The 11,655-nt window shown below is 69.3% G+C and carries 11 protein-coding genes and 1 pseudogene; 4 read left to right on the top strand and 8 right to left on the bottom strand.

Annotation, left to right across the window (positions count from 1 at the left end; genetic code table 11):
* Position 1 precedes the first annotated feature (1 nt).
* The 5 genes from ABT127_RS20760 to ABT127_RS20780 form a co-directional block, all read right to left on the bottom strand.
* On the bottom strand, positions 2–874 hold the full coding sequence (locus ABT127_RS20760) for an ABC transporter permease (RefSeq protein ID WP_351451929.1): 873 nt from the start codon (positions 872–874) through the stop codon (positions 2–4).
* Positions 871–1,821 (bottom strand): ABC transporter permease, encoded by a 951-nt coding sequence (locus ABT127_RS20765; protein ID WP_351451932.1) that lies wholly within the window; start codon positions 1,819–1,821, stop codon positions 871–873. Before ABT127_RS20765 ends, ABT127_RS20760 begins: the two co-directional genes overlap by 4 nt.
* The gene (locus ABT127_RS20770) at positions 1,818–3,467 is read right to left on the bottom strand and encodes an ABC transporter substrate-binding protein (RefSeq protein WP_351451935.1); all 1,650 of its coding nucleotides are present in this window, start codon (positions 3,465–3,467) and stop codon (positions 1,818–1,820) included. Before ABT127_RS20770 ends, ABT127_RS20765 begins: the two co-directional genes overlap by 4 nt.
* A 103-nt stretch (positions 3,468–3,570) precedes the next feature.
* Entirely contained in the window at positions 3,571–4,506 is a 936-nt protein-coding gene (locus tag ABT127_RS20775; protein ID WP_351451937.1) for a nitrilase-related carbon-nitrogen hydrolase, read from the bottom strand.
* 5 nt (positions 4,507–4,511) lie between these two features.
* Positions 4,512–5,549, bottom strand: a complete 1,038-nt coding sequence (locus tag ABT127_RS20780; protein WP_351451939.1) for an agmatine deiminase family protein — start codon at positions 5,547–5,549, stop codon at positions 4,512–4,514.
* 160 nt (positions 5,550–5,709) lie between these two features.
* Between ABT127_RS20780 and ABT127_RS20785 the strand changes: the two genes are divergently transcribed.
* Positions 5,710–6,297, top strand: a complete 588-nt coding sequence (locus tag ABT127_RS20785; RefSeq protein WP_351451941.1) for a TetR/AcrR family transcriptional regulator — start codon at positions 5,710–5,712, stop codon at positions 6,295–6,297.
* Between the two features lie 96 nt (positions 6,298–6,393).
* Positions 6,394–7,533: an agmatine deiminase family protein gene (locus ABT127_RS20790; protein ID WP_351451943.1), complete on the top strand. Its 1,140-nt coding sequence runs from the start codon at positions 6,394–6,396 to the stop codon at positions 7,531–7,533.
* Between the two features lie 195 nt (positions 7,534–7,728).
* On the opposite strand, the pseudogene ABT127_RS39350 reads toward ABT127_RS20790, so the two are convergent.
* Positions 7,729–7,914: pseudogene (locus tag ABT127_RS39350) on the bottom strand (transposase); the annotation flags it as partial.
* A gap of 147 nt (positions 7,915–8,061) precedes the next feature.
* On the opposite strand from ABT127_RS39350, the gene ABT127_RS20800 reads away from it, so the two are divergent.
* Positions 8,062–8,433: a hypothetical protein gene (locus tag ABT127_RS20800; protein WP_351451946.1), complete on the top strand. Its 372-nt coding sequence runs from the start codon at positions 8,062–8,064 to the stop codon at positions 8,431–8,433.
* A 202-nt stretch (positions 8,434–8,635) separates the two neighbouring features.
* Here the strand turns inward: ABT127_RS20800 and ABT127_RS20805 are convergent, their stop codons facing one another.
* Together ABT127_RS20805 and ABT127_RS20810 are read right to left on the bottom strand one after the other, a co-directional pair.
* Entirely contained in the window at positions 8,636–9,304 is a 669-nt protein-coding gene (locus ABT127_RS20805) for an NAD(P)H-binding protein (protein ID WP_351451949.1), read from the bottom strand.
* Positions 9,305–9,342: 38 nt separating this feature from the next.
* Positions 9,343–10,017 (bottom strand): TetR/AcrR family transcriptional regulator, encoded by a 675-nt coding sequence (locus ABT127_RS20810; protein ID WP_351451951.1) that lies wholly within the window; start codon positions 10,015–10,017, stop codon positions 9,343–9,345.
* A gap of 148 nt (positions 10,018–10,165) precedes the next feature.
* Here ABT127_RS20810 and ABT127_RS20815 point away from each other — a divergent pair, with 148 nt between their 5' ends.
* Positions 10,166–11,590: an aldehyde dehydrogenase gene (locus tag ABT127_RS20815; RefSeq protein ID WP_351451954.1), complete on the top strand. Its 1,425-nt coding sequence runs from the start codon at positions 10,166–10,168 to the stop codon at positions 11,588–11,590.
* Positions 11,591–11,655 lie beyond the last annotated feature (65 nt).

Raw genomic sequence — 11,655 nt, forward strand, 5'->3', positions numbered from 1 at the left:
GTCAGGACCTCCGGGCGACGGTGTCGGCGACGCGCTCGCTGACGACGTTGAAGGTCACCACGGTCAGGACGATGGCCAGACAGGGGATCGCGGCCGATAGGGGACTGGATTGCAGGATGGCGCTCTGGCCTTCGTTGACCATGGTTCCCCAGTCGGGTTCGAGGGGCGAGGTGCCGAGTCCGAGGTAGGACAGGGAGGCGAGATCGAGGAGGGCGTAGCCGAAGTTGACGGCGGACTGGGCCAGGACGACGGCGACGATGTTGGGCAGCAGATGGCGCAGGCACACCCACCAGCCGGAGAAGCCCTGAATCCGGTACGAGGCCAGGTACGGCTTGTTGATCTCGCTCAGGGCGAGGGAGCGGGCGAGGCGGCTGACGTACGGAATGTAGGCGACGGACAGCGCCAGAACGGGGGCCAGCAGCCCGCGACCGTAAAGAGCGACCAGCAGCATCGCCAGCAGCAGCCCGGGGAAGGCCAGCAGCAGTTCGCTGCTGCGGGACAGCAGAGTGTCGACGATGCCGCCGTGCCAGGCCGCGGTCACGCCGATCAACAGCCCCGCGGCGGTGGACAGGAGCACGACGAACAGGGGTCCTAGCAGCGAGGTGCGTGCGCCGATCAGAAGGCGGGAGAGGGTGTCGCGCCCGCTGATGTCTCCCCCCAGGAGACGGTGGACCGAAGGGTCGGTGAGGGCGGTGGAGAAGTCGATGCTGTTGGGATCGTGAGGGGCGATCCACGGGGCGAGCGCTGCGGCGAGGGTGACGACGCCGAGGAAGGCCGTACAGAGCGAGACCAATACGTTGCGGCGGGTCGTCAGGCGGCGCAGCAGCCGGTGATGCGGCAAGGAGAGGGGCGCGGGGGCGGTGCGGGTGCTCATGCGGTGCTCCTCGTGCCGAGCGTCGTGCGGGGGTCGACCAGCGGGTGGATCAGGTCGATCACGGCATTGACGCCGATGAACAGGGCGATGATGAGCAGGGAGACGGCCTGCACCACGGGGAAGTCCTTGATGGTGACGGACTTGGCGAGGAGATCGCCCAGGCCGCCGAGACCGAAGGCGTACTCGACGAGCACGGTGGAGATCACGAGGTTGGCGACGGCCAGTCCGCTCTGGGTGATGATGACGCCGAGGGCTCCGCGCAGCAGGTGGCGTCGGACGATGACGCGTTCGGGGACGCCCCGGGCGCGGGCGACGGTGGTGTGGTCCAGGGCGGCCTGTTCGATGATGCTGGCCCGCGTGACGCTGGAGATGACGCCGATGAACGGCAGCGCGAGCGCGATGGCGGGCAGTACCAAGTGCCACAGGGTGTCGAGCGCGCCGTCGCCTGCTCCCAGTGTCGGAAACCAGCCGAGCCGTACGGAGAAGACGGACAGCAGTGCGATGGCGGCGACGAACGAGGGGGTGGCGACCGCGGCGGAGGTCGCGACGCCGACCGCCGTGTCGACGGGGCCCCGGCGCACCGCGCCGAGCGTGCCCAGGGTGACGCCCACGACGACGACCAGCACCGTGGAGAGGGCCAGGAGTTCGAGGGTGACGGGGAGGCGGGAGGCGATGAGGGACGTCACGTCGGATCGGTACTGGATGGAGATGCCCAGGTCGCCGTGGAGGGTGCCGCTCAACCAGTGCGCGTACTGGGCGAAGAAGGGGTCGCCCAGGTGGTAGCGCTCACGGATCGCGGCGAGCGCTTCGGGGCTCGCGGCGCGACCGCCGAGCAGGAAGGTCTCGGGGCGGCCCGGGGCGATCTGTACCGAGGCGAAGATGAGGAAGGAGGCGATGAGGAGGGTCGCGAGGAGTTCGGCCACGCGCCGGGTCAAGAAGCGGATCATGGCCGCGTCCTTCGTGGTGCCGCACCGATGTCCGCGGCCCAGGGGTAGTAGAGATAGGAGATGGTGGTGGGGGCGCCGGTGATCCTCTTGTTCAGGAAGAGGCTGTTGGGCAGGGCGGCGACGGGGATGACCGGCAGGTCGCGGTCGGCCAACTGTTCCAGTCGTGCGGCGAGTTGGCGGCGCGTGGTCAGGGAGTACTGTGCGCTCGCCGCGTCGGAGAGTCGGTCGTAGGCGGGCGAGGAGAACCCGCCGTAGTTCTCGAACTCGCCGCTGCGCATGTTGGTGTAGAAGCCGAGCGGGTCGTTGAGGGACAGGTAGTAGGTGTAGGGGAACAGGTCGATGCCCTTGCGGGCCTGCGCGTCGCTGAACAAGGCGGTGAACGCGTCGGGAGCGATGGTCTTCAGGTCGACCTTCAGGCCGATGCGGGTCCCGGCGTCCTGCACTGCGGTGGCGAGCTGGGAGACGTCGGGGCCGATGGGGCTGGTCGCGATGGTGATCTTCTTGCCCGACGCGCCGGCCTCTCGGATCAGGTGCCGTGCGGCGTCGAGGTCGCGGCGGGTGGAGGGCCGGTCGTGATTGCGTGCGGCGCGGTCGGCCGCGGGCATCCCGTTCCATGTCTCGTCGGTGACCAGGGAAGAACTCGGAGTGGCGGAGTTGTGCATGGCGACGCGGGCGAAACCGGCGCGGTCCAGGGCCAGGGAAAGCGCCTTTCGTACGCGTACGTCGCGAAGGGTGCCCGTGAGGTGGGTGAGAGCGAGATTGATGGTGGTGAGACCCTCGCCGAAATAGACCGTTCCTTCGTCGCTGGCCCCCAGGCGCTCCAGGGACTCCGGCGGAGGGGCGTACGTGCCGTCGACCTCTCCGGTGAGCAGGGCGTTGGTGCGGGCGCTGGCGTCGGGAAGGAAGAAGAAGGTGACGGACGTGTTCCTGGCCGGCCGGCCCCAGTAGCCGTCGAAGCGAGTGAGTTTGATGGAGCTGCCGCGAGACCAGCGGGAGAGCGTATAGGGGCCGGTGCAGTCGAGGGTGCCGTCGGCCGTGCCGAAGCGGTTCTTCTCGGCGCGCATGGTGGCCGCGCTGGCGACCGTTCCCGCGCTGTTGGCCATGGCCTGGGGGAAGAGGGCGTCGGGTGCCTTGAGCCGGACGGTGATCTGCAGCGGTCCGCTCTTGCGGATCGAGCGGACGTTCTTGAAGTCCTCGGCCCAGTAGGACCCGGTCTTCGGGTCCATGTGGCGGCGCAGGGAGTACACGGCGTCCTCGGCGGTCAGGGTGCCGCCGTGCTGGAAGCGTACGTGGCTGCGCAGGTCGTAGACCCAGGTGAGTGGATCGGGGTGGCTGGCCTTGCGGGCCAGTCCCGGTTCCGTGCGCAACGAGGGCGTGAGGCGCATCAGGCTCTCGCAGACATTGGCCAGGACGGTGTTCTGCGGGTAGTCGAAGGCGTAGACGTAGTCCAGGACTGGTGGTTCGGCATACAGCGCCCAGCGGATGCCGTCGGTGTCCGCGCGGGCGGGCGGGGTGGAGGCGGACAAGGCGGGAGGAGAGCCGAAGGGCTGCGGACGGCCGCAGCCGGCGAGCAGCAGGATGGCCGTGAGCAGCGCGCCACTGCGCAGCAAGCGCGCTTGCCGCAGGTGGCGCAGGAGTTGATGCATGGGAGCTCCAGCGTGCAGGGTGGGACCGGCCGGGCCGGGCCTGCCGGGGGAGGGGCGGGGGCACCCACTTCCTATGTGGAAACCCCCGCCCCGCGCGGGGGCGTCAGGCGTCGACGGGGCGGGAGAGATCGCCGTACAGCTCGGGGCGGCGGGTGGAGATCAGGCCGAACTCGAGCCAGTCGCGCCGCTGGTCCAGGTCGAGGTCGGCCACGAGGACGGCGGGGCGATCGCGCGGGCCGCGCAGGATGACGCGGCCGTACGGGTCGGAGATGAAGGACGCTCCGTAGAAGGTGGAAGGGCCTTCCCGGCCGGTGCGGTTGGGCACGACCATGAACAGAGCGTTGGACAGCCCGTTGGCGCTGATGGCGTGCTCCCACATCGGGCGGGTGTCGAACTCGGGCATCTGCGGTTCGGAGCCGATCGCGGTGGGATGCAGCAGAATGTCCGCGCCGCGCAGGGCGTAGGTGCGGGCCAGTTCGGGGAACCATTCGTCCCAGCAGGTCGGGAACCCGAACCGGGCGCCTTCGATCCGGGCGATGGGGAAGTCGCTGTCGCCGGGACGGAAGCACAGGTCTTCGCGGTAGCCGGGGAACGCCGGGATGTGGTTCTTGCGGGTACGGGTGACCACCTGTCCGTCCGGCCCCGTGCACACCGCGGTGTTGTAGCCCAGGCCGCCGTCGGCCGCCCGCTCGTAGAGCGAGGCGGAGACATGGATGCCCAGCTCGGCCGACAGCTGTGAGATCAGCCGCACGGTGGGGCCGGACTCGACGTCCTCCTCCCACTGCTTGGCGCCCTGGGCCATGGGATCGTCGGTGTTGCAGAAGTACGGCGAGCGAGTCAGCTCCGGCAGGGCGACCAGGCGCGCGCCCTGTGCGGCGGCGCTGCGCACGCCGCTGCGCAGGGCCTCGTCGTGCGCGGCGGCATCAGGGTCCCACTTCATCTGGACCAGGCCGACGCGCAGCAGACCGCGGTCGGCGTCCAGAGTGCGGCCGGGGGATCCGAGAGGCGTTCCCAACGAGGTGAGCAGGTCATGGTGCACGGTGGTCAGCGCCTCTCGGTGGGGATCTGCTGGGTGATGCAGTGCACGCCGCCGCCGCCGAACGCGAGGGTGGGCGTCGGCACGGGGACGATCTTGCGCTCGGGCATGGCCTTGGCCAGCAGTTCCGCGGCTTCGGCGTCCTGCGGCTGTCCGGCGACCGGCAGCACACATCCGCCGTTGGGCAGATAGAAGTTGAGGTAGCCCACCTCGACGCGCTCGCCGTCCGCGTCGCCGTACGCGGTCTGGGACAGCGTCACGATGTCGAGCGCGCGGCCCCGCGCGTCGCGGGTGGCTTCCAGCACGGCGAGGTTGGCGCGCATTCGGGCGTAGTCGGGGTGACGCGCGTCGTCGGGCAGGCTCACCACGACGCGGCCGGGCGCGATGAAGGCGGCGACGCCGTCGACGTGTCCGTCGGTCTCGGTGTCCTCCAGGCCTCCGTAGGGAAGCCAGATCACCTTCTCGATGCCCAGCGTGCGGGCCAGTTCGGCCTCGATGGCTGCGCGATCGGCGCGCGGGTTGCGGTTGGGGTGGAGCAGGCACTGCTCGGTGGTGATGAGGGTGCCTTCGCCGTCGACGGTGATGGCCCCGCCTTCGAGAACCAGGCCCGAGTGCACCCGCTCGATGCCCAGCCGGTCCAGGACGAGGGCGGCGAGCCTGTCGTCGCTGTCGTACGGCCAGTGCTTGCTGCCCCAGGCGTTGAAGCGGAAGTCCACACCGAGGCGGCGGCCGCTGTCGTCGTGGACGAAGATCGGGCCGCTGTCGCGGGTCCATGAGTCGTCGAGCGGCAGCTCCACGACCTCGATGTCGTGGGCCGTCGCACGGTCGGTGAAGTGCAGGCGCACTGCCGCGGCCGTTCCCGGTGCCGTCACCATCAGCACGGGCTCGAACTCCGCGACGGCTCGGGCCACGGCCGCGTACTCGCTCTGCGCGGCGGCCAGCTGCCCGCCCCACAGTTCACTGCGGTAGGGCCAAGCCATCAGGCAGCCCTCGTGCCGAGCCCACTCCGCCGGCATGCGCACGCTTCGTACAGCCTGTGCACACATGGCGCACTCCTCTCACGGGCCACCGCGGGTGGCCGAAAACCAGTAGATGCGCCTCAGAATGAACCCTGACTGAAATTTCAGTCAAGAGGGTGGAGGTGATCGGATCCGACGCATGGTGGGCGAGAATGGCTGCGGAGAACCGTCAGGGAGGAAACCTCGAGTGTCAGATCGCCAGCGCACCATTCTCGAAGCGGCTGTACGGACCATCGCCCGCTCGGGTGTTCGCGGCCTGCGCGTGGAGGAGGTCGCCGCCGAAGCCGGCGTCTCCACCTCGCTGCTCTACTACCATTTCAAGGACCGGGCCGGTCTCGTGCGCCGCACCCTTGAGTTCGTCAACGACCGCGCGGGCGACTCGGCCGACCCCGCGGCCGCCGGGGACCAGAGCCCCCGCGGCATACTCGAGCACCAGCTCCTGATGGAGATCCAGGATTCCCCCACCGTGCGCGAGGATTCCACCGCCTGGGGCGAGCTGCGGGCCGCCGCGGTCTTCGAGCCGGATCTGCAGCCGACCCTCGCGCACTCCACGCAGGTGTGGGTCGAGGAGATCGCGGAGTCCATCAAGGCGTCCCAGCTCACCGGGCAGGCCCGCCGTGACGCCGACCCGCACGCCGCGGCGGAGCGCCTGACCTCGCTGGTCGAAGGACTCAGCGAGCGCTGGCTCAGCGGCTCGCTCGCCCAGGACCGTGCCGTCGTCCTGCTGCGCGGCGCCATCGAGATGGAGCTCGGGCCGACGCCGACGGAGCCCTGACCTTCCGGCGCGCCGCACGGAAGGTCACGAACTGCTGGCCGACCGTCCGGCTGTGGCCTATCGTGGAAACTGACTAAAATTTCAGTCAGGAGATGGATGATGCAGATGTCGAGACGCCGAACCCTCCAGGCGGCCTTTGCCGCCGTACTCGGAGCCACGGGGGCAGCGGCTTGCACGAAGAGCGACAGCAGCAGCGCTCTGGCCTCCACGCCACCCCGTACACGGCTGCCGAAGGAGGGCGACTGGCGCATGCCCGAGGAGTCGCATCCGCACGAGCTCACTTACATGGCATGGCCCACCCGCGACATCTGGAAGTCGGACACCGCCGACGTGCGCGACGACATCGCGGGGATCGCACGAGCCATCGCTGCTTTCGAGCCCGTGACGCTCCTGGCCAACGAACAGGACGTGAAGGCGGCGCGGCGCGCGTGCGGCACGGGGGTCGACATCCTGCCTGTCCCGGTGGACGACCTGTGGATGCGCGACACCGGCCCCAACTTCGTCCTCGGCGCATCAGACGTCGCAGGCATCGACCTCAACTTCAACGGATGGGGCGGCAAGCAGAAGCACGACCGTGACGGACGGGTGGCCCAAGAGATCCTCCACAGTGAGCGGATCGCCAGGATCCAGGCGCCGATCACCGGCGAGGGCGGCGGCATCGAAATCGACGGCCAAGGCACCCTGCTGGCAACAGAGAGCTGCTGGGTCAACGACAACCGCAACCCGGGAAAGTCACGTGGGGACATCGAAGACGCGATGAAGTCCCTGTACGGCGTCACCAAGGTGATCTGGGTCGACGGGGTGAAGGGACACGACATCACCGACTACCACATCGACGCGCTGGCCCGCTTCAGCGAGCCAGGCCTCGTCGTCATGAGCACCCCGCCCGAGGATGCCCCCGAAGACGTATGGACGAAGGCTTATGACCAGGCCCACAGCGTTCTGAAGAAGGCACGCGACGCCCGCGGCAAGAGCCTGGAGATCGTCGAGCTGCCGGAGCCGGCCGACCTGCGCGGTCACAGCGAGGACTTCCTCGCGAGCTACGTGAACTACTACGTGTGCAACGGCGGAGTCGTCATGCCCCGCTTCGGCGACGCACGCGCGGACAAGGACGCCCTGTCCATCGTGCAGGACCTGTACCCGGGCCGCGAAGTGGTCCAGGTCTCGGTCGACACCCTCGGCGAAGGCGGAGGAGGCATCCACTGCTCCACCCAGCAGCTGCCGAAAGCGCCGTGACATCGCCTGGCACATCCCCGTGCTGGTCATGGGATCGGTGTGCCTGTCCGCCGCACGGGTTGGTCCTTGGGTCGACGCAATGTGTTGGGACCCAGGCCTCGCGCAGGCCGTGCGGACCACTGTGGAGTCGACCGCGACCAGCCAGTCCGCATCCGCTTCCCGCTCGGCCTGGACCGCAGCGAGCATGCGGGTGACCGTGCCATCCAGCGCCCACCTTCGGAAACGTGTGTTCAACGACTGCCACGGCCCGAACCGGGCGGGAACATCCCGCCAGCGGCACCCGCACGGATCTTCCACACAATCCCGTTCAGCATCATCCGGTCGTCTGCACGAGGGCGACCGAACGATGCTGCCGGAAGGAACGGGCGTAACAACTCCCATTCCTCAGCAGCCAGTTCATAGCGGCGACTCACAAGACTCATCATCCGCACCACCACTTTGAAGACAGGCCCTAGGCCGGTACTACGGCCCGGCGGGGCGGGCGCGATCATGGGGTGCGTACGACCCGATCGTAGAACAGGGAATCTCATGACTCTGCAGGAAGGCCAGCGGGTCAAGCTGGCCGCCGATCTCCGTCTGACCGACCCGATCGAGGTGTCCGGAGCGGTCATCGGCATCCTTTCCCTTGCCTCCGACGCTGAGGGGACGGTGGAAGAAGTCGTCGAGCATGTCCGGGAGGAGGCCGATGTCCGTGAGTACGAGCGGCTCAAGTCGTTGCTCGACTCCTTCGGTGACGGCATGCCCCCGGAGAGCAAGAGGCAGCTGGAGCGGGAGGTCGGCGCCCTGCACCCGGCGTGGGTCGCGTTCCAGGAACAGGGGCCGTTGGTGACGGTGCAGGTCCGCTTCGACAACGGGCTCATCCTGAGTGCGTCACCGCAGGACCTCTACGTTCCCGTGTGAGGGCGGTGGCGAGGGGGCGCGTTCTCGCTGAACGGCATCCAGCGAGCGGCTCACGCACGCCGCAGGGCCTCCTGGCATTGGAGGTGGAGGCCCGTTTCGGGCTGGCGCGGGCAGCATCCAGTGAGCAGTCCGTACCTCTTACCATCCACGGCTGTTTCGACTGCTCTGACTGTGAATCAAGTTCTCCGTCGACAAGGTGACGTCACCGGGAGCCGAGGCGGTTGATGTCCTCGCTGTTGAGCACGCGGGGGCCCGTCCCCTTCCGGCCGACGACGGCGATCATCGCGCGTCCGAGGTGTTCGGTCGTCGTGGTGTGTCGCGGGGCGAGGCGGTGCAGGACGGGGTAGGCCCAGGACGTGAGCCGGTACAGCGCCCGGTAACTGGCCGTCCGGGACTTGGCGCCGTGGCGCGGCTGGATGTAGCCGGGGCGGAACATGTAGGCGTGGAAGTCCATCGCAAGGAGCGCGTTCTCCGTACGACCCTTGACCCGGGCCCACATCGCGCGCCCCTTTTCCGTGCTGTCGGTTCCCTCGCCCGAGACGTAGACGAAGGTCAGGGCGGGGTTGTCGGCGGCCGCCGCTCGGGCTGCGGCCAGTGTGCTGTCGAACGTGATGCGCGTGTACTCCGCTTCGTCGCGTCCGGCCGCCGAAGCGCCCAGGCAGTAGAAGCAGGCGTCCAGGCCCGTCAACTCGTCCTGGATCGAACGGAAGTCGGTGAAGTCGGTGTGCAGGACTTCGCGGATCTTCGGGTGGGTGAGGTTCAGGGGGCTGCGTACGACCAGCAGGACGTCGCTGATGCTGTCGTCGAGCAGGCAGGCGCGCAGGACGCCCTGTCCGACCATGCCGGACGCGCCGAAGATGACCACTCGCATGTCTGCTCCAGGGAGTTGGGCGGGGGAGGGTGCGCGGGTCAGGGACGCGCGCGGGTGAGGGCCCCGGCGATGAGGGTCGTCAGGTTCTCCTGCAGGGCGGGGGCGAAGTCCATCCGGTGCGTGGCCAGGGACGGGTCGTCCTCGTAGGCGGCGAGCATCGCGGCTGAGGGGCGGGCATGGGTCCACACCGCCCCGGCCGCCATGATCATCTGGCCCGCCAGCAGTTCCGCGTACTCGCCGACTTCGGGCAGGTGGGTGCGGGCCAGGGCGGCGAGGGCGGTGACGTTGCCGAGGGCGGCCCTCTTGTAGCGGGCGGCGACCTCGGGCGAGACGTTGTGTTCCAGGACGCCGGCCTGTGCGCTGAGCAGGTCGCACAGGATCCGCCGGTCGGCGAGGGTGCGGGTGAGGGTGGCCGCGAACTGCTCGCCCCGGCCGGTGACAGGTGCGGCGGCGTCGAGGGCCGCGTCCAGTTGCTCGGGCAGCTCGGCGTTCCACTGCTTCCAGGCGCGGTCGAGGAGTTCCAGCAGGATCGCTTCGCGCGACTCGAAGTAGCGCAGCACGTTCGACTTGGCCAGGCCGACCCGGCGGCTCAGCTCGTTGAGGCTGACCGCGCTCACGGACATCTCGTCGAGCATCGCGGCCGTGGTGTCGAGGATCGCCTGTCGCCGCACCTCGCGCTGCTCCTCGCTGCGCGCACGCTGGAAAGTCGTCATGCGCCCACTTTACAGACTCCCGGTCTTTTGACATCAGACCGCCGGTCCCTTACGTTGGAAGCACGTAATAGACCGGCGGTCTGAAAAGGCTCGTCGGTGCCAGCCGCCCTGCGGGACCGCCCGCTGCAGGCCGAAAGCGAGATGTGCCATGACGTCGTACGACAAGCTCTTCATCGGTGGCCACTGGGTCACCCCGGTCGGCTCGGAGGTCATCGAGGTCCACTCCCCGCACGACCGGTCGCCGGTGGGTACCGTCCCGCACGCGACCCCGGCGGACGTGGACGCGGCGGTGGCCGCCGCCCGGCAGGCGTTCGACCACGGTCCGTGGCCGCGGCTGACCCCCGAGGAGCGGCAGCGGAAGGTGGCGCGCTTCCAGGAGCTGTACAGCGCCCGCGCCGCCGAGATGGCCGCCCTGATCACCGCGGAGAACGGCTCGCCGATCGCGGTGACCACGGGCCTGAACGTGCACGGCCTCCCGGAGCAGACCGCCGCCTATCTCCGCGCGGCCGAGAACCTGCAGTGGGAGGAGCGTCTCGCGTCCGGTGCGCTGCTGCGCCGCGAAGCGGTCGGCGTGGTCGCCGCCGTCATCCCCTGGAACGCGCCGCACCAGTCGGCCCTGGTCAAGATGGTGCCCGCGCTGCTGGCCGGCTGCACCGTCGTGCTGAAGGCATCGCCGGAGACGGCGATCGACGCCCTGGCGCTCGCGGAAGTGTTCGCCGAGGCCGGATTCCCCGAGGGTGTCGTGTCCGTGCTGCCCGCAGGCCGTGAGACCAGCGAACACCTCGTCGCCCACCCGGGTGTCGACAAGGTCGCCTTCACCGGGTCGACCGCGGCCGGCCGCAAGATCGCCGCCCTGGCGGGTGGGCAGCTCAAGCGCATCAGCCTGGAACTGGGCGGCAAGTCCGCCGCGATCGTCCTGGAGGACGCCGACCTCCCCGCCGTCGCCGAGGGGCTGAAGTACCACTCCCTGGGCAACAACGCGGAGAACTGCCAGGCCCACACCCGGATCCTGGCCCCGCGCAGCCGGTACGAGGAGGTCGTGGAGGCGGTCAAGACGATGATGGAGTCGCTGACGGTGGGCGACCCGTCCGACCGGGCGACCTTCATCGGCCCGATGGTCCGCGCCGACCAGCAGCAGCGGGTGCGCTCGTACGTCGAACTCGGCGTCGCCGAGGGCGCCCGTCTGGTGACCGGCGGGCCGCAGGTGCCCGAGGGCCTTGAGGGCGGCTTCTACGTCACCCCGACGCTCTTCGCCGACGTCGACAACTCGATGCGCATCGCCCGCGAGGAGATATTCGGCCCGGTCCTGGTCGTGATCCCCTTCGACGACGAGGACGACGCGGTCCGTATCGCGAACGACTCCGAGTACGGCCTGGGCGGTGGCGTCTGGTCCGCCGACTCCGAGCGTGCCCTTGCCGTCGCCCGTCGCGTACGCACCGGTCTGATGCTCGTCAACGGCGCCACGCCCGCACTCGACGGCCCCTTCGGCGGTTTCAAGGCCAGCGGCCTGGGCCGCGAGTTCGGGGCTGTCGGCCTCAACCAGTACATCGAGTACAAGACCATCGCCGTCTGACCGCGCCCTGCGCCCTCAAGTGCCGGGGCCGCGAAGCCCCCTCCGCCTTCCCTCCCGACCGAGGA

Origin of the sequence: Streptomyces sp. NPDC001904, assembly GCF_040297005.1 — a bacterium.
Lineage (GTDB): Bacteria > Actinomycetota > Actinomycetes > Streptomycetales > Streptomycetaceae > Streptomyces.

What these genes read in the sequence shown, in the direction of transcription:
- ABT127_RS20780 (WP_351451939.1), bottom strand. Translation starts at nt 5,549, where the DNA reads ATGTGTGCACAGGCTGTACGAAGCGTGCGCATGCCGGCGGAGTGGGCT.
- ABT127_RS20770 (WP_351451935.1), bottom strand. Translation starts at nt 3,467, where the DNA reads ATGCATCAACTCCTGCGCCACCTGCGGCAAGCGCGCTTGCTGCGCAGT.
- ABT127_RS20805 (WP_351451949.1), bottom strand. Translation starts at nt 9,304, where the DNA reads ATGCGAGTGGTCATCTTCGGCGCGTCCGGCATGGTCGGACAGGGCGTC.
- ABT127_RS20810 (WP_351451951.1), bottom strand. Translation starts at nt 10,017, where the DNA reads ATGACGACTTTCCAGCGTGCGCGCAGCGAGGAGCAGCGCGAGGTGCGG.
- ABT127_RS20790 (WP_351451943.1), top strand. Translation starts at nt 6,394, where the DNA reads ATGATGCAGATGTCGAGACGCCGAACCCTCCAGGCGGCCTTTGCCGCC.
- ABT127_RS20815 (WP_351451954.1), top strand. Translation starts at nt 10,166, where the DNA reads ATGACGTCGTACGACAAGCTCTTCATCGGTGGCCACTGGGTCACCCCG.
- ABT127_RS20800 (WP_351451946.1), top strand. Translation starts at nt 8,062, where the DNA reads ATGACTCTGCAGGAAGGCCAGCGGGTCAAGCTGGCCGCCGATCTCCGT.
- ABT127_RS20760 (WP_351451929.1), bottom strand. Translation starts at nt 874, where the DNA reads ATGAGCACCCGCACCGCCCCCGCGCCCCTCTCCTTGCCGCATCACCGG.
- ABT127_RS20765 (WP_351451932.1), bottom strand. Translation starts at nt 1,821, where the DNA reads ATGATCCGCTTCTTGACCCGGCGCGTGGCCGAACTCCTCGCGACCCTC.